This window comes from Salinibacter ruber DSM 13855, assembly GCF_000013045.1.
Lineage (GTDB): Bacteria > Bacteroidota > Rhodothermia > Rhodothermales > Salinibacteraceae > Salinibacter > Salinibacter ruber.
Map to the genome: position 1 here is coordinate 398,959 of NC_007677.1, position 18,040 is coordinate 416,998.

At 67.3% G+C, this 18,040-nt stretch carries 10 protein-coding genes and 1 riboswitch; of the genes, 8 read left to right on the plus strand and 2 right to left on the minus strand.

What is annotated here, in order from left to right; genetic code table 11:
- Positions 1-448 precede the first annotated feature (448 nt).
- Positions 449-525, plus strand: a riboswitch (adenosylcobalamin-variant (AdoCbl-variant) riboswitch).
- Positions 526-756: 231 nt separating this feature from the next.
- Together SRU_RS01620 and SRU_RS01625 are read left to right on the plus strand one after the other, a co-directional pair.
- Entirely contained in the window at positions 757-3,483 is a 2,727-nt protein-coding gene (locus tag SRU_RS01620; protein WP_112902941.1) for an adenosylcobalamin-dependent ribonucleoside-diphosphate reductase, read from the plus strand.
- 159 nt (positions 3,484-3,642) lie between these two features.
- Complete coding sequence (locus SRU_RS01625) at positions 3,643-6,252, plus strand: bifunctional aspartate kinase/diaminopimelate decarboxylase (RefSeq protein WP_237701837.1); 2,610 nt, start codon at positions 3,643-3,645, stop codon at positions 6,250-6,252.
- A gap of 24 nt (positions 6,253-6,276) precedes the next feature.
- Here the strand turns inward: SRU_RS01625 and SRU_RS01630 are convergent, their stop codons facing one another.
- Positions 6,277-6,783 carry a Uma2 family endonuclease gene (locus SRU_RS01630; protein WP_164923436.1) on the minus strand — a complete coding sequence of 169 codons (507 nt, stop codon included), beginning with the start codon at positions 6,781-6,783 and terminating at the stop codon, positions 6,277-6,279.
- A 213-nt stretch (positions 6,784-6,996) separates the two neighbouring features.
- On the opposite strand from SRU_RS01630, the gene SRU_RS01635 reads away from it, so the two are divergent.
- From SRU_RS01635 to SRU_RS01650, 4 genes are all read left to right on the plus strand, one after another.
- Positions 6,997-7,764 (plus strand): TIGR00266 family protein, encoded by a 768-nt coding sequence (locus SRU_RS01635; RefSeq protein ID WP_011403082.1) that lies wholly within the window; start codon positions 6,997-6,999, stop codon positions 7,762-7,764.
- A gap of 183 nt (positions 7,765-7,947) precedes the next feature.
- Positions 7,948-8,460, plus strand: a complete 513-nt coding sequence (locus SRU_RS01640; protein WP_237701838.1) for a LexA family protein — start codon at positions 7,948-7,950, stop codon at positions 8,458-8,460.
- Positions 8,461-8,514: 54 nt separating this feature from the next.
- Complete coding sequence (locus SRU_RS01645) at positions 8,515-9,795, plus strand: Y-family DNA polymerase (protein WP_011403084.1); 1,281 nt, start codon at positions 8,515-8,517, stop codon at positions 9,793-9,795.
- Positions 9,796-9,952: 157 nt separating this feature from the next.
- A complete protein-coding gene (locus SRU_RS01650; protein ID WP_011403085.1) occupies positions 9,953-11,599 on the plus strand; it encodes an Rqc2 family fibronectin-binding protein in 1,647 nt (548 codons plus the stop codon).
- A gap of 58 nt (positions 11,600-11,657) precedes the next feature.
- Here SRU_RS01650 and SRU_RS01655 read toward each other — a convergent pair whose 3' ends face one another.
- Positions 11,658-14,849, minus strand: a complete 3,192-nt coding sequence (locus SRU_RS01655) for a DPP IV N-terminal domain-containing protein (protein WP_164923437.1) — start codon at positions 14,847-14,849, stop codon at positions 11,658-11,660.
- A gap of 521 nt (positions 14,850-15,370) precedes the next feature.
- On the opposite strand from SRU_RS01655, the gene nosZ reads away from it, so the two are divergent.
- Together nosZ and SRU_RS01665 are read left to right on the plus strand one after the other, a co-directional pair.
- Positions 15,371-17,218 carry a Sec-dependent nitrous-oxide reductase gene (nosZ, locus tag SRU_RS01660; protein WP_112902951.1) on the plus strand — a complete coding sequence of 616 codons (1,848 nt, stop codon included), beginning with the start codon at positions 15,371-15,373 and terminating at the stop codon, positions 17,216-17,218.
- A gap of 111 nt (positions 17,219-17,329) precedes the next feature.
- A complete protein-coding gene (locus SRU_RS01665; protein WP_237701839.1) occupies positions 17,330-18,001 on the plus strand; it encodes a hypothetical protein in 672 nt (223 codons plus the stop codon).
- Positions 18,002-18,040 lie beyond the last annotated feature (39 nt).

The window sequence follows — 18,040 nt, forward strand, 5'->3', positions numbered from 1 at the left end:
GCCTGAGACGGCCCGGTGGAAAAGCAGCAGCCGAAGGCCTCTCGATTCGGACCACCACGGGAGAATTGTCGCTCCCGTATCCCCTGTGTTCGGGCACACGGTTGGGGAGGCATCGTCCCCACCCGCGTGAACGTTCGGTCGCCGGCCGCTGCAGACGAGAATTTTTCGTATGTGGAGCCCGTTCGAAGAGGAGACTCAGGCTCCGTGAGATTCCACGGCACCACAGACGAGGCGCACACGAATCGAGGAATTCACAAAGCCACGTTCCCGCACGACCTCCACGCATCGGCGCTGAGGAAGGGTTTTCGCGGTGAAACAATAACAGTAATAAACAGCGGTCATTTGATACTTTGGCGCCAGAAACCTACCGTACAAGACACGCTTAGTGAGCACGTGCTCTCCGGGGTCGTGCTGTCGTGGCATGGCGGCAGGAACGCGCCGATGGGTGCTCCTGCGTCACGGGGAAAGTCCGGTGGAAGGCCGGCGCTGCCGCGCAACGGTTCCAGCCCGAATGCCCGCTCGGAGAGCGATCACGTCCCCTTGGGCCGCCGTGCCGGAGGGGGAGCCCTGCGCGTCTCAAGGGCATGTGGTCCGTGGCGTACGAGTTGATTGACGGCATTGGCCGGACCGTTCCGGGCAGTTCGCTCCTGCTGCCGGGGGCCGTCCTGTATTGCATCGCCTCTCTCAGCGCGCCCTGACCTTCGCGACGCGCGCCAACCGTCCGAGGTCCTTTTTCTACTAACCGAGCGCTCAGCTATGTCCCAGAACCCCTCCTCTACAGACTCTTCGGCGGCCGACGTGGCCGCCCCGGCCGAATCGACCAACGGGCACGCCTCCAACGGCCACCGCGTCAACACCCGGTCGGGACGAAACGGGTCGCACCAGTACCAGCTGTCCGAAAGCGACCTCATCACAGACGACCGGACGAACGACGACATTTTCGAGACCGAGATCTCCGAAGAGGTCTACGGGCAAAACTACCAGTACGGCACCGACGACCGGGTGCCGGACACCTGGTACCGCAACGCGCGGGCCATGGCCCAGGTCGAAGACGACACCGACATGTGGACCCAGCGCTTCTATCAGCTTCTGAGCGGGAAAGGCCTGGGCACCGGTCCCTTCCCCTTCACGCCCGGCGGACGCATCTTCGCCAACGCGGGCACCGGCCTCGGCAAGGCCACGCTCATCAACTGTTTCGTGTCGGGCTTTCAGGGCCACGACCAGGACTCGATGGACGAGATCCAGGCGGAGCTGACCCGCCAGGCCAAGATCCTGGCCTCGGAGGGCGGCTACGGGTTCTGCGCCCACATCATGCGGCCCCGCGGGGCCCGCATCGGCGGCGTCGGCTCCATGACGCCCGGCGCGGTGCAGATGCTCGACGTTTGGAATAAGCAGGCCGCCACCATCGTCGCCGGCTCCGGCATGAAGTCCGACCGCGACGACGTGAAGGACAAGATCCGCAAGGGCGCCCAGATGGTGACCATGGGCATCTGGCACCCCGACATCATCGAGTTCATCGAGGCGAAGCAGGAGCCCGGGCGCCTCCACAAGTTCAACATGTCGGTCCTCATCACCGACGAGTTCATGGAGGCGGTCAAGAACGATGACACGTGGGCGCTTCGCTTCCCCGACTACGAGAACGAGAAGGAGTTTTACAAGCAGCACTGGGACGGCAACCTGAAGGCCTACCAGGAGAAGGGCGGCACGGTGAAGACGTGGACAGACCCGGCCACCGGCGAGCCCGCCGTCTACGAGGCGCGGGAGATCTGGAATCGAATTATGGATTCCACCTACAACCGCAACGAGCCCGGTGTCATCTTCGTCGACACCATCAACAAGGAGAACAACTTGGGCTACGTCGAGCACATCAACGCCACGAATCCGTGTGGCGAGCAGGTGCTGCCGGTCGGCGGCGTCTGCCTGCTGGGCAACCTGAACGTCACGCAGCTCGTGGACCGGGAGGCGGGCACGATCGACTACGATCTCGTCGACGACCTCGTCCCGCTCGCGGTGCGCTTCCTCGACAACGTCAACGACCTCAGCTACGTCCCGCTGGAGGAGCAGCAGCGCAACCTGCAGGAGAAGCGCCGCATCGGCCTCGGCCACTACGGCGACGGCTCGGCCCTCATGATGATGAAGACCCGCTACGGCTCCGAGGAGGGCGCCCGCGTGATGCGCGAGTTCCAGGAGCACCTCGCCAACCAGGCCTACCAGGCCAGCGCGCGCCTCGCCGAGGAGAAGGGCGCGTTCCCGCTCTTCGACAAGGACGAGTACCTGTCGAGTCCGTTCGTCCAGCGCCTCTCGGACAAGACGAAGGAGATGATCGGCGACCTGGGGCTCCGCAACAGCCACCTGCTTAGCATCCAGCCGACGGGCAACACCTCCACGCTGGGCAACGCCCCGTCGAGCGGCATCGAGCCGGTGTTCATGCACAGCTACATCCGGACGTCGGAGCAGCCGGCCCTCCCCGACGGCATCAACCGCCCGCCGATGTCCCCGAACGCCTACGAGGTGGGGCAGGACATCGACGCCGACGGCACGGCCTGGACCGCCGAGGAGCAGGGCGACGAGACGGTGCTCCGCTGCCAGGAAGAGGGCCACACCCACTGGCAGATTCACCCGACCCGCGACATCTGCAAGGACCAGGAGGTCAAGGACTACGCGGTGCGCCACATGGAGACGGACGGCACCTGGGACCCGGACGCCGACTGGGCCGTCACGACCCGCGACCTGGACGTGGACGACCACCTCACCCAGATGAAGGCGCTGGCGCCGTTCGTGGACTCCTCGATGTCCAAGACGGTGAACGTCCCGAACGACTACCCCTTCGAGGACTTCAAGGAGCTCTACAAGAAGGCCCACGACACGGGCGTCATCAAGGGCGTGACCACGTACCGGGCCGGCACCATGAGTGCCGTGCTTTCCGGCGAGGACGACGGGGACGACGACCGGACCGTGCCCCGCACCGAGGCGCCCGACCGCCCGGAGACCCTGCCGTGTGCCATCCACCGCGTGCGGTACCAGGGCGACCACTGGACCATCCTGGTCGGCTTCCTGGAGGACCACCCCTACGAGGTCTTCGCGTTCAAGTCGGAGGGCGAGGCCCCGCTCTTTGGCGATGACAGCGAGCGCGTCGACGAGGGCTACATCCGGAAGAACGAGAGCCGCCACTACTCGCTTCTGGGCCCGAACGGCACGGTCGTGATTGGCGACATCACCAGCCACATGCCGTCCGACGACGTGCGCGTGGAGACGCGGCTCGTGTCCACGGCGCTGCGCCACGGCTCCAAGATTGACTTCCTCGTGGAGCAGCTCGAGAAGGCGGAGGGCTCGATTGCCTCCTTCGGCCAGTCGATGGCGAAGGCCCTGCGCGCCCATGCCACCGACCACGAGGTCACCTGCGACAAGTGCGGGTCCGCGAACGTGCGCCACGTCGAGGGCTGCATGGAGTGCGCGGACTGCGGGCACTCGCGGTGCAGCTAGGCCACGCGCCGGCGCGGCAGTGGGGGCGCGGGTCGGAACGAGACCGGCCCGAAGTGCGCTCCTCACACGTGGTCGGGACGTACGAGACTGATTTTCGCGGCGCCCTCCCGATGTGGAGGGCGTCGCGTCGTTTTTTGTGCAGAAGGGAGCTGAAGAATGATGCCAGCGTCAGGTCGTCCGTGGGTCGTCTGCAAATTTGGGGGCACGAGCGTGTCGAGCCGGGCCCGGTGGGACACGATTGTCGAGGTGGTACGCACGCACCGGGCGGAGGGGCGCGCCCCCTTCCTCGTCTGTTCGGCCCTGCAGGGCATCTCGGATCAGCTGGAGGCGCTGTGTGCGCAGCTCGCGTCCGCCGAGCCCGGCGCCCCGGAATCGACGCTCAACACCATCCGGGAGCGGCACCGGGCACTGGGGCAGGACCTCGGCGTAGAGGCCGAGGCGGTGCTGTCGGGCGAGTTTGCGCGCCTGGAGCGGTGGGTCGACGAGATTCAGGCGACCGACGGGCCGTCGCCGCGGCAGCGGGCCGCCGTCCTGGCCACGGGCGAGCTGCTGTCGACCCGCCTCGGCGCGGCCTACCTGTCGGCGCAGGGGCTGCCGGCGGAGTGGCTCGACGCGCGCGAGTTCCTAAGGGCCACCGACGACCCGCACCTGCCGCCGCGGCGCCAGTATCTGGCCGCAAATTGCACGTCGCACGCCGACCCGGGGCTGCAGGCCCGTCTCGCCGACGCCCCGGAGACCGTCTACCTCACGCAGGGCTTCATCGCGAGCAATGCCCTCGATGAGACCGTTCTGCTCGGGCGGGGCGGCTCGGACACGTCGGCGGCCCACTTTGCGGCCAAGCTGGAGGCCGAGCGGACCGAGGTATGGACCGACGTGCCGGGCCTGTTCACGGCGAACCCGGGCGAGGTGCCGTCGGGGCGGCTGCTGCGCCGCCTGGACTACGACGAGGCCCAGGAGCTGGCGACGATGGGCGCGCGGGTGCTCCACCCCCGCTGTCTCGACCCGGCGCGGCGCCACCAGATCCCCCTTCACGTCCGCAGCACCGAGGCCCCGTCCCTCGACGGCACGATCGTAAGCGGCGAGGGGCCCGACGTGGGGCCCCAGGTGAAGGCGATCTCGGCCAAGACCGACATTACGGCCGTGAGCATGGACACGCTCGGCATGTGGCAGGAGGTGGGCTTCCTGGCCGACGTCTTTCAGGTCTTCAAACACCACGGCCTGTCGGTCGACCTGATGGCCACCTCGGAGTCGAACGTAACGGTGACGCTCGACCCGGTGGCCAATGCCCTCGACCCGGACATCCTCGACCGGCTGCTGCACGACCTGAACCGGTACTGCGACGCCGAGCTGATCGACCCGTGCGCCATCGTCAGCCTCGTGGGGCGCCACATCCGCTCCCTGCTGAGCGAGCTGGGCCCGGCGTTCGAGGTGTTCGACGAGCAGAAGGTCCACCTCGTCACCCAGGCCGCGAGCGATCTCAACATGAGCTTCGTGGTGGACGAGGACCAGGCCTCACGCCTCGTCCGCGAGTTGCACGCGCAGTTCTTCGGCCACCGAGCCCCGGATGCCGTCTTTGGGCCGCGGTGGCAGGAGCTGGTCGAGGACGGCACGCCCGAGGAGACGCCGGACGTGTGGTGGCGGGAGCGCCGCGAGGCCCTGCTGCGCCTGGCGGACGACGAGTCGCCGCGCTACGTCTACGACCCGGAGGTGGTGACGGCCCGCAGCGACGAGGTGCAGGGGCTCGGGCCGATCGACCAATCGTTTTACGCCGTGAAGGCCAACCCGCACCCCGAGGTGCTCCGCCTGCTGGAGCGGCGGGGCCTCGGCTTCGAGTGCGTCTCCCCCGGCGAGCTGGATCGCGTCTTCGAGGCGTGCCCGGGCCTCGACCCGGCGCGCGTCCTGTTCCAGCCCAATTTTGCGGCCCCCGCCGAGTATGCCGACGCCTTCGAGCGCGGCGTGCACGTGACGGTCGACAACGTGCAGCCCCTGGCCGAACACCCGGACGTGTTTGCGGGAGAGGAGTTGTTTGTGCGGGTGGACCCGGGACAGGGCGAGGGCCATCACCGAAAGGTGCGCACGGCGGGGGCCCAGTCGAAGTTTGGGGTCGTCCCCGACGACCTGGGGCGGCTGCGCGCGGCCGTCGACCAGGCGGGGGCGACCGTCGTCGGCCTGCACGCGCACGTCGGGAGCGGCATTACGGACGAGAGCACGTGGGCCGGCCTCGTGGACCTGCTGGCCAGCCTCGCCGCCGAGTTCCCCGCCGTCCGTGCGCTGAACGTGGGGGGCGGGCTGGGCGTGCCGAATGCCTCGGGCGGCCGCCCGCTCGACCTCGACGCGCTCGACGCTGCCCTGGGTAAGGCCGCCGCCCGGCACCCGCAGTACGACCTCTGGATGGAGCCGGGCCGCTACCTGGTGGCGGAGGCCGGCGTGCTGCTCGCCCGCGTCACACAGACGAAAACGAAGGACGCGGCGGCGTACGTGGGGCTCGACACGGGCATGAATAGCCTCCTGCGTCCGGCCCTCTACGGCGCCCACCACGAGATCGTCAACCTCAGTCGCCTCGACGAACCGCCCGCCATGACGGCGGACGTGGTGGGGCCGGTGTGCGAGACCGGCGACGTGCTGGGCCACGACCGCCGCCTGCCGCCCACCGAGCCGGGCGACACGCTGCTCGTGGCGACGACGGGCGCCTACGGGGCGAGCATGAGCAACCGGTACAACCTGCGCGAGCCCGCCTCGGAGGTCATGCTGGCCCCCGAACCGGCATGAATCGGCGTAGCCCCATGGTCTGCGCTAAAGCGTGTCTGGAAAGTCGGGGGCACGGTCCGACTGCTCCAGCTCCTCGTCCGCGAAGAAGTGAACGCGGCCCGTCTCATCCACGACCCACACCTCATCGGCCCCGGCGTCTCGATAGAGAGCAATTTTCTCCTCCATCTCGTCCCAGTCATTTGAGGCGCTCATCACCTCGACGCAGACCTCCGGGGCAAGCGTCGGCGGCTCCCCGGTTTCCTCCATGTTTTCGAATCGGGTTTCCGATGCCCAGATCACGTCGGCCTGCTTTGTCCCACCGGCGGTTGCAATGGGCCATTCCGAAAACGCCTCTCCGGCGTCAAGAAGCGCGTCGAGCGTCTCCTGAATACGCTTTTGCTGGCGGGCGTGGTGTGTGGTGTGTGGACTCAAGACAATCTGGCCTCGATGATTGGTCTCGACCTTGTAGGGGAGGTCGCGGAGGATCGGATCGGCGACAATCTCCTGCCATTGCTCCTGGTGCTCTTCCGCGTGGGTCTTGGTGGTGGGCATGGCGTCTGGGACCAGTCTTGGGTACGGCAATGGGGATGAGAACAAACGGTGAAGGTAGAGGATCCCCCTTTGTTCGAAGGGCCGTCGGTCCCGCGCACGGTTCATCGCCCCCCTTTCTTCCATCGCTGCTGCTTCGCATATTGAAAGCCCAAGCCGACCGCGGCCCATGGCGCAGCGGCACGTCCCCTCCCACGAATCAACCCCGCAGGTCCAATGAGCACCATCCGCACCGACGGCATCGACTACGACATCATCGGCGACGACATGCAACTCGTGGAGGTGGAGCTCGACCCCCAAGAAGGCGTGCGCGCCGAGGCCGGTACCATGATCTACATGGACGACGGCGTCCGCATGCAGACCGATACCGGGGGCGGCCTCTTCAAGGGCTTCAAGCGGATGGTGTCCGGGGAGAGCTTCTTCATCACGACGTTCGTCCACGAGGGGCAGGGCAAGAGCCATGTCGCATTTGCGGCCCCGTATCCCGGCAAGATTATTCCCGTTCAACTCGACGACTTTGGCGGCGAGTTCCTGTGTCAGAAGGACGCGTTCCTCTGCGCCAACGCCAACGTCGAGATCGAGGTGGCCTTCACCAAGCGCATGGGCGCGGGCCTCTTCGGCGGCGAGGGGTTCATCCTGCAGCGCCTCACGGGGCAGGGCTGGACGTTCATCCACGCCGGGGGCACCGTCGTCGAGCGCACGCTCGAGGCCGGTGAGACACTGCGGATCGATACTGGTTGCCTCGCGGCGTTTTCCAGCAGCATCGACTACGACATCGAGTTCATCGGCGGCTTCAAGAACGCGCTCTTTGGCGGCGAGGGCCTCTTCCTCACCACGCTCACCGGGCCCGGCACCGTGTACCTGCAGAGCCTTCCGTTCTCACGCCTTGCCGACCGCATCGTGGCCGGCGAGCTTGCCAACCGGGGAGAGAGTGAGGGCCCGGGCGGGACGGGCATCCTCGGCGACCTCATTTCCGGCAGCTAGACCCCTGTTTTCATGCAGGCCTCGGGGCCGCGAGCGGCCTCGCCTCTCCCGACGACCGGTCCGGGAAGGGGCCCTTCCGCGAGGGAACGTCGACATGCCAGGTTCTGAGGCGTGCGGGGACTGGGAGAAGGGACATGTTTGAAATATGTGTGCTGGTTTGTATTGTGGTGGGGCATCGACGCCATGCCCCGCTCAGCAGATCCCACCGCGCCCATGTCGCTTTTGTGCAGTGCCGATGACCCGAACCACTCCTCTGTCCAGTCCGACGTCGTCGTGACGGCCGCGCGTCCGGCCCGTCACACGCCGCGCCTACGCCAGCCCTTTTTCCTGACCCGGGTCGAGGCCGGCTTCCCGTCGCCCGCCTCCGACTACGTGGAAACCGAGCTCGACCTGGCCGAGCACCTGATCGAGCACGAGGCCGCGACCTACTACCTCCGGGTGTCGGGGACGTCCATGACGCGGGCGGGCATTCACGACGGGGACATCCTGGTGGTCGACCGTGCCGTGGAGCCCGCGGACGGAGACGTCGTGGTGGCCGCGCTCGACGCCGAGCTGACCGTCAAGCGGCTCCGGACGCGCGACGGACGGGCCTTCCTCGTCCCCGAGAGTCAGCACCACGACCCCATTCCGGTCCGGGACGGGCAAGAGCTCGTGGTATGGGGCGTCGTGCAGCACGTGGTCCATGAAGTGTCGTGACGGCACGCCCCACGCGTCCTCGCGTCGTCCCGTCCAGTTTGCTGCCTCCTGCCCGTGGATTCCGTCATCGCCCTCATCGACTGCCAGGCCTTCTACGTCAGCTGCGAGCGCGTCTTCGACCCCGCGCTCCGCGGCCGCCCCACCGTCGTGCTGTCCAACAACGACGGCTGCATCATCGCCCGCTCCGCGTCGGTAAAGGCGGCGGGCGTGCCGATGGGCGCGCCGGTGTTCAAGTGGCGGGACGAGCTGGAGGCGATGGACGCGGCGGTCCTGTCGAGCAACTACGCGCTCTACGCCGACCTGAGCCGTCGCGTGACCGCGGTGCTCGAGACGATGAGCATCGACCTGGAGCGGTACTCCATCGACGAGTGCTTCGTGACGCTGCCCGCGCTCGACCGCGACGCCCTCCGGGCGCTGGGCGAGCGCATCCGCCGTCGCGTGCGGGACTGGGTAGGGATCCCGGTGCGTGTGGCGATCGGGCCCACCAAGTCGCTCGCCAAAATCGCGGACGAGAAGGCCAAGGCCGACAAGCGGGCGGGCGACGGGACGGGGGTGTACGTGTGCCCGCCGGAGCCGGACCTCGACGTGCTGCTCTACCGCACCGACGTGGGGGACGTGTGGGGCATTGGGCCGAGCTACGAAGAGACGCTGCGCGAGCACGGGGTGACGACGGCGGCGGAATTCCGGGCGCTGCCGGACCCGTGGATCCGGTCGACGATGACGGTGGTGGGGCTGCGCCTCGCCCGCGAGCTGCGGGGGCAGCGGTGTCTCGACCTGGACCTCGTGGGGCCCGACCGCCAATCCCTCGTCCGGTCGCGCTCGTTCGGCGCGCCCGTGGAGGCGAAGGCGGAGCTTCGACAGGCCCTCGCCAAGCATGCGCAGCGGGCCGCCGAGAAGCTGCGGGAGGAGGACCTCGTGGCCCGAGGGATCAGTGCGTTTATCACTACCAAGACGCACGGCCCGCCGCCCCACTACGCAGACGAGGCCCAGGCCACGCTCGACGAGCACACCGCGGCGGCCCCGCCCTTCGTCCGGTCGTCCCGTCGCCTTTTAGACGCCATATACCGGGCGGGCCCGGCCTACCGAAAGGCCGGCGTCATGCTGTACGCGATCCGGCCCCGGCGCCCTCATCAGGGCAGCCTGTTCGGGCGTCCCGTTCAGGACGACGAGGCCCTCATGCAGGCCGTAGATCGGATCAACGGCACGATGGGGCGGGGCACCATCGGGGTCGCGGCGGCGGGCCTGCCGGGCGACCGCGACTGGACCATGACGCGCGACAACACCTCCCAGCACTACACGACCCGGTGGGACGAGCTGCCGGTGGCGAGGGCGTGAAAACGTCGGGGCCCGTGCGCCTCCCGTACGCCCGGCTCGCACGACAGGGGAGTGGATGAGAGAAAATGAGTCGGGTCGAGGAACGAGCGTACGGTGAGGGCCCGTTGCCGCTCACCGATCATGCTAGACTGAACTTCCCGCCGAGCCGACGACACCCGTGGTCAACAGCTACTACACCCTCCGCGCCCTCGCCCGCGAATGGCACGCCGACCTGGAGGGCACGACGGTCCGGGACGTCTACTCGCAGACGAAGAATGAGCTGACCGTCGCGCTGAGTGGAGCAGAGCAAGACTGGATGGTGCGCGGCTCGGTGCAGCGGCCGTTTCTGTACCTGTTTCGCCGCCCCGGATACCACAAGGCCCGCCGCAACGTCGCCACCCTCTTCGAGGGCACCATCGGCCAGTCCGTGGCGGGGGTGTCCATCGCCGACCGGGACCGGCTCGTGTCCATCGAGCTGGGCAGCGGGGGCCGGATTCTGTGGCAGCTCTTCGGCGCGCGGGCCAACGCCTTCCACGTGGCGCCCGACGACACGGTCGTTGCCGCCTTCCAGCGCCACGACGAGCTCACCGGAACGGCGGCGCCGGAGCCGTACGCCGCGCCGATGCCGGACACGTTCGAGGCGTTCGAGGACCGATGGAAGCCCAGCCGCAACAAGACGCGCCAGGCGGTCCAGTCGGCCGTGTCGCTCTTTGGGGGCGACCTGGCGCGAGAGACGCTGCACCGGGCGGGCGTGACGACCGACGCGCCGGCAGACTGCACGGCGGCCGAGCGGCGGGCCCTCTTCGAGGCGTCGATGGCCCTCCGCGAGGCGCTACAGGACCCGGCCCCCGTACTCTACGGCGCGGGGCAGTTCCCGGACGCGTTCTCGCTCATCCCGCTGCGTCACCGCGAAGACGAGCCTGCGGAACGGTTCGACACGGTGGACGCTGCGGTGGCCGACTTTGTGCGGCGCACGCTGGCCGAGCAGCACTTCCACCGCCTCTACGATCCGCTGGAGGAGGCCCTCGAATCGGCGGCCGAGCACGAACGCCGCAGCGCCGAGCGCATGGTGGAGGAGCTTCAGAGCGAGAGCCGGGCCGGGCGCTACGAGCGATGGGGCCACCTCCTCATGGCCCAGCAGGACCAGGTGCCCGACGGGGCGGAGGAGGTCGAGTTGCCCGACCTGTTCGAGGACGGGGCGCCCGTCACCATTCCGGTCGACCCCGCCAAGTCGCCCGTCGAGAACGCGGAGCACTACTACGACCGGGCCCGGAGCACGCGGCGGTCGCGGGAGGAAGCGGAGGGCCGACTGGACGACACGATCGAGCAGGCCGAACGGGCCGAGGCGCTCCTCCAGGCCCTCCGCGAGATCGACACGCTCGACGGCATCAAGGCCTTCCGGGACGAGCGGGAGGCCGAGCTGCTGCCGTTCGTGGAGCGGGACGACGCGGACGTGGACGACTTCCCGTTCCGCCGGTTCGACCTCGGGGAGGGCTTCGAGGTGTGGGTCGGCAAAAACGCGCGCCAGAACCACGACCTCACGTTCCACGCCAGCCAGCCCTACGACCTGTGGCTGCACGCGCGCGGCGTGCCGGGCGCCCACACCGTGCTCCACCGCCCAAACCGCGACGCCGAGCCCGGCAAGCGCCGCCGCTACGTCGCCGCGGCCATCGCCGCCCACTACAGCAAATCTAAGGGCAGCGACGTAGCCCCCGTCATGATCACCGAGCGCAAGTACGTCACCAGCCCGACCGGCGCGGACCCCGGCGTGGTGCGCGTCGACCGCGAGGACGTGCTCATGGTGGAGCCGGGCCTTCCGGAGTGAGGTGTTGGCGCGTCGGAGCGTTGAACGTCAAAACGCTCCAACGTCAAACGTACCACCGCTAAAACCCCGGTGAGATGCGAAAGCCCAACTCCCAGGTCGTGTCGCGGCGCTGGAAGGGACGGGCGTAGTAGGTCTCCAGCAGAAGGCTCCCTAAGATGTTGAAGCGGGCGGACACTCCCGCGCTCACCACCGGAATGGTCGTGTCGGCGCTGTCGGTGTCGAACGTAAAGAGGTCCGGTCCCTCGTCGTTCGTCCAGGTCACGCCGGCGTCGACGAAGGGGGCCAGCGTGGTGGGCAGGTACCGGAACGGGATGAGGCTAAGGCGCTCCGGGCCCAGAAGGGGAATTCGAATCTCGGCCCGCGTCGTGAGGGCCCGCGTGCCGAAGAGGCGGTCGATCTCGGCGCACGGCGACGTGGTGGGGGCGTTGTCGACCCGGGTGCAGCCGCCGTTCTCCCGGATGCCGTTCGCGATGCTCTGCACGCTGTAGCCGCGCACGAAGCCCTGACCGTAGGGGTAGCCGATGTACTCGTTCCCGATGCCAAACTCGTCGTTGAACGAAGCGCCGTAATTGCCGACGTGGAGCGCCTGGAAGGCGAACGTGAACGGCTCGGCGTAGAAATACCGGCGCACGTCGGCCCGGGCCGTGACGAAATTCTGCGAGCCGAGGGTGGGGGACACCTCCAGCCGCCACCGCCCGCCCTGGAGGGGGCCCGTAAGGCCGTTCGTCGTGAAGTCGCGCACGTACGCCGCACTCGCTGTTGCTAGGTATTTCGGGGTGCGGTCCCCGAATTGATCCTGCAACGCTTGCTCCGCGCCGTCGGGGGCGAGGCCCGCCGTGCGCACATTTGTCCCGAATCCGTAGCGCGTACCGCCGAGTGAAAACTCGAACCGTCGGGTGGGGCTCAGCGGGTAGGAGGCGTTGCCACTGGCGGAGGTGATGTAGGCGCGCTGCACCACACTTCCGAGGCCGACGAGCCGTCCGGCGTCGTTCCGAAATGGAACCGTGTTGGCGGAAAAGATGAGCGGCGTGTGGCTCAGGGAGCCGCCCCAGTTGAGTTGGCCGCGCTGGTTCATGTACGACACCCCACCGCCAATGTCGCGGAAGGTGCCCTGGGCCTGCACGGCCACCCCGAGGGTGCGGTGCCCTAGCATGTCGCCAAACCGGAGCCCGATGCCGCCGGCCAGGCCGCCCCCGAACGGGCCGCCGACGGAGACGCCAATGCCGCTGGCCCGGGAAATGGACTCCAGCGACAGCGTCGGGTCGTAAGGGTCGGCGTCGTAGTGGGTGGAGTCGGGCGGAAGGCCGGTGGTGGCGTCGCGGAGGTTCGAGGCGATGAGGCCGTCCCTCGCGGCGGCGGGGGAGGGGAGGAGACCGGCGACGCGCGAGGTGTCGGCGGATTGCGTGCCCGCCTCGTCCGTCGTCGTGTCGGCCGCGGCCGGAACGCGAGCAGCGGAGGCCCCCCCTGCCGTGGAGGCGGCCCTCAGGGGCGTGCCCTGCGCCTCGGGGGCGGGCCGACGGACCCCGGTGTAATTGCCGTCCGCGAAGACCGACAGCATCATGTCGCCGCTCTGGGAGGCGATGGATAGCGCCGGGGACAGCGCCGTAATGCCGCTCACGCCCGTTTTGAGGCGGGTTACGCGGAAGCGGTCGCCGCTCGACAGGTCCATGCGGTACACGTCCTTGAACCCGTCCTGGTCGCTGATGAAGTAGAGGCTCTGCCCGTCCGGGGCGAACTGCGGGTTGTGGTGCAGGGCGTCCCCGAACGGCGCCCGGACCGTCACCTCCCCGCTCGACACGTCCACCAGCCCGAGGTCCATGTTCGAGGACGGACTCAGCGTCTCCAAATTCGTCTCCGCCCGGTCGGTCGCAAAGGCGATCGTCTCCCCGTCGGGCGCCCACGTCGGCTGGAGGTCCGCGTAGCGGTCGTTGGTGAGCTGCCGCACCGACTCCGTCTCCAGGTTCAGCACGTAGAGGTCGCTGATGCCCCCGTCGGTGCCCGCGAAGGCGAGCCGTGTGCCGTCGGGGGACCACGCCGGGTTCTTCATCGACGTGACGCCGTCCACCGAAAAGCTGCGCTCAATTTCCTCGTCCACGACGTTCCAGACCGTGATTTGATTGTCGCCGTCCTCGGAGCTGACGAAAGCGAGGCGCCGCCCGTCGGGCGACCACGTACCGGAGGAGCTGATGAAGCGCAGGGCATTGAAGTGGCCAGTCGTGCCGGCCCGGTCCAGCTCCGCGATGACCTCCCCGGTCTCGGCGTCCGCCACGTACAGGTTGAAGGAAAACAGCTCCCGCTCCGAGATGAACGCGACGTAGCGCCCGTCCGGGCTCAGGGACGGGGCGATGTTGATGCGTCCGCCGTTCGTTTCCGGGGCGAGGACCGTCTGCCCGGCGGAGTCGGGCGGCGTGCGGCCCTTCATGAGCGGCTCGTATGCATCGCGGGTGGCCTCGGCCCACTCGTTGGTGAGGGAGTCCGCCGACACGCCGAAGAGCTCGACGTAGGCGGAGTCGAGCCCCACCTGTCCGCCGCGCTTAAACAGGTCCGGAACGGCCTGATCGCCGTACTTGCCACCGATGTACGCGAGGTACGCCTGGCCGTAGCGGTAGGGGAAGTACTCGCGGGGATTGGCGAGCCCCTCGAACGAGGGCATGTCGTCCCGGCGCACCGCGTCGCGCATCCACATGGCCGTGTGCGAGTCCTGCCGCCCCACCGACAAGTACTCGGCCATCCCTTCGATGAGCCACGTCGGGAGATTGCCAAGCTGAATGCCCAGGCTGTCCGCGTTGAGGCCAAGGTCGAACTGAAAGGAGTGCACCAGCTCGTGGCCCAGCACGTGGTCCGTCTCCCCGTACGACGACGCGAACGGCATGACCACGCGCTCCCGCAGCGGCTCGGTGAGCCCGCCGGTGCCCTGGCTGATCGGCTGCGGCGTCACGTTGGTCTGCTGAAAGTCCGCGTCGTTGGCGTAGAAGATAATCGGCTTCTTCTCGTCGAAGCGGTGCAGAAAGACCTCCGTGTGGCGGTCGTACCAGCGCTCGGCCATCCGCGCGGCATCGCGCACGGCCTGCTCCTCCTCCGGGTAGAAGTGGAAGACGAAGTGCTCCGTCTCCAGCGTCCGAAAGTCGAACTGGTCGTACTGCACCTTATTCTGCCCGAAGTACTGCGCCCGGGCGTCCGGCACGCCGAGGAGCGCAAGGCCTGCGAGGACGAACGCAAACAGGGAGGCAACGGGGGCAACAGATCGCATGTCGGGGTAGGGGCCTGCGACAGAGCAATCGCGTGGGATGCCTTCGTCGTCAAGGAAAAACCAACGTGCGCGGCGGGGGCAGTATTATTGTGGGAGCATGGGGGTGTGGCCCGTGGGTGTGCATGGACGGAGCATCGTTACGGCACGGCCAATCTCATGCCTCCGGCGCCGAGGAAAGGGCCTCGTCTCTCCTGTGGGCGGAGTGCAAAGACAATGTCAATCAGTGCTGCACATCCCCCGGAGTTGAGATAGATCAAGGCGGCTCTCGGACAATTCCGATAGCATAAACCCCGAATTGCCTAACGACCTCCCCATTCCTCCCGTGCACCCCCGATATCCGGTCGTGCCGCTTCGCACCGCCGACGTCGGGACGATCTGCGGCGCTGCAGACAGGCCGTTGCCACTCGGGGCGGGACGGAGGGGGGCGTGCTGGCAGACACGTTCCGTGGAAGGCCCGCTTTTCCTTCTGGGGTAAAAAATTGTTTCGTATCTTTTTGTCTAAAATACGACCCCCGATACCTATGCGATCACTCACATACCTCTTCCTGCTCGTCCTCCCGCTGGGCCTGTTGGGCTGTGGCGGGTCGTCGGCTTCTGACGACGGCGCGCCCGCCTCGTACGTCCCCCCCGGCGAGAAGGACGACTACTACCTCTTTTACTCCGGCGGCCACTCCGGCCAGGTCTTCGTGGCCGGCCTGCCGTCCCTTCGCGAGATTCAAGAGATCCCCGTCTTTACCCCCTCCCCCGGCCACGGCTACGGCTTCAGCAAGAAGTCGAAGAAGATGATGGGCGAGTACCGATGGGGCGACGTGCACCACCCCGGCCTCTCGAAGACGGACGGCACGTACGACGGCCGCTGGCTCTTCGTGAACGACAACGCCAACAACCGGGTCGCGCGCATCAGCCTGCGGGACTTTAAGACGAAACAGATCCTCGGCCCCATCCCCAACTCGATGGGGAACCACGGCTCCTCCTTCGTCACGCCGAACACCGAGTACCTGCTCGTCGCCACCCGCTTCTCGGTGCCGCTGCCGAAGGGCACACACGCCCCCGTTGAGACCTACGAGGAGAATTTCAACGGCATCGTCAGTGGCGTGGACATCGACCCGGAGACGGGCGAAATGGAGGTGGGGTGGCAGGTCAAAACGCCCCCGTTCAACTGGGACCTCGGCTCCACCGGCAAGGGGCCGAGTGACGGCTGGGCGTTTTGGACCTCCTACAACACCGAGATGGCGCACGACTCCCTGGAGATCAACGCCAGCCAGCGCGACCGCGACTACGCCGCGTTCGTGAACTGGGAGCGCGCCGAGGAGGTCGTCGAGAACAACGAGGGCCTGAACCGTCGCAACGGGGTGCCGCTCATCGATCCGGCCGAACACGAGGGCGTCATGTACTTCGTGCCGGTCAGCAAGTCCCCCCACGGCATCGACGCCTCGCCGTCGGGCCGCTGGATCGCGGCCTCCGGCAAGCTGCAACCGACCACCACGGTGTTCGACTTCAAGCAGTTCAAGACCGCGATCGAAAACGAAGACTTTCAGGGTGAATTCCGCGGTGTACCCGTTGTGAACTACGACGCCGTCGTGGAAGGCGAGGTGCCGGTCGGCCAGGGCCCGCTCCACACGCAGTTCGACGGCGAGGGCAACGCCTACACGTCGCTCTTCATCGAGTCGAGCGTGACGAAGTGGAAACTGCCGCCCTGGGACAAAGAGACCACGGAGGACATGAGCAAGGCCGTGACGGACAAGATCAGTGTTCACTACAACATCGGCCACCTCGTCATCCCGGGCAGTGACACGAAGGAGCCGTACGGGAACTGGCTCGTGGCGATGAACAAGCTCCAGAAGGGCCGCGGGCTTAACGTCGGCCCCGAGAAGCCGGAGACGAGCCAGCTCATCGACATCTCGGGGGAGGAGATGGAGATGATCGAGGAAGACTACACCCGGCCCGAGCCGCACTTTGCGCAGGCCGTGCCGGCGGACGTGATCAACCCCATCGAGGTCTACAAGAAGGAGAACAACGACCACCCCGACGCCCGCTGGGACCCGGAGAACACCGGCGTGGAGCGCACCGGCCCAGACGAGGTCACCGTCCACATGATCGCCAAGCGCAGCCAGTACTACCCGGACAAGGTCGAGGTGCAACAGGGCGACAAGGTCACGTTCCACCTGACGAACATCGAGCAGGTGTCGGACATGATCCACGGCTTCGGCATCGCCCAGTACAACATGAACGGAGTGGTGCCCCCCGGTGACACGCAGACGTTCACCATCACGGCCGACGAGGCAGGGGTGTATCCCTTCTACTGCACCAACTTCTGCTCGGCGCTCCATCAGGAGATGCAGGGGTACCTGGAGGTGAAGCCGCGGTAGGTGAGGGATGCGCGGAAGGGGGAAGGGAGAGGGGGCGTGTCCGCCTCCTCTCTCTTTCGTGCTTCCGCGGTGTTGCCGTCGCGTATTCACGCATCCATGTGCTTGGCCGCAATGTTTGACTTTATTGACCGCATTCCGAAGCTCATTGACCGGCGGGTGCCCGGGCGCGGGCGACTCTTGCTCGTGGTGGGGGCTGCGCTGCTCGGGGCCGCCATCTTTTTGCCGCTGTGGCAGATCCACCTGGTGGCCCCGCAGTATCAGGAGGGGCTCGACCTCTACATTCACAGCTACAAGCTGGAGGCCGGCAACGAGGGGCAGGACCTCAAGGAAATTAACGGCCTGAACCACTACATCGGGATGGCGCCGATCAAGGAGGAGGACTTTGCGGAGATGACGTTTATCCCGTTTCTCCTTGGCGGCTTTTCGCTGCTGGCCCTGCGGGGGGCCTTCTTCGGCACCGTGAAGTCGGTGGTCGACACGCTCGTGCTGTTCGTGTACTTCGGAGCGTTTTCGATGTGGCGGTTCTACCATCAGCTGTACACGTACGCCCACAACCTCGACCCGCGGGCGCCGATGGACATTGAGCCCTTCACGCCCATCCTGATCGGGTGGAAGAAGATTGCCAACTTCACGCAGTACAGCTATCCGCGGGAGGGCTCGGCCCTGCTTCTGGGAGCCGTCGTCTGCTTCGGAACGGCCATCTGGATGGGCGTGCGTTCCGGGCGTGAGACGGCCGCCCCTGACGCCGACGAGCGGTCCGACGCTGAAGCGATGTCCGCATAACGTACTCGGGGGGAGCGTTGCGCGTTGAGGGTTGGTTGA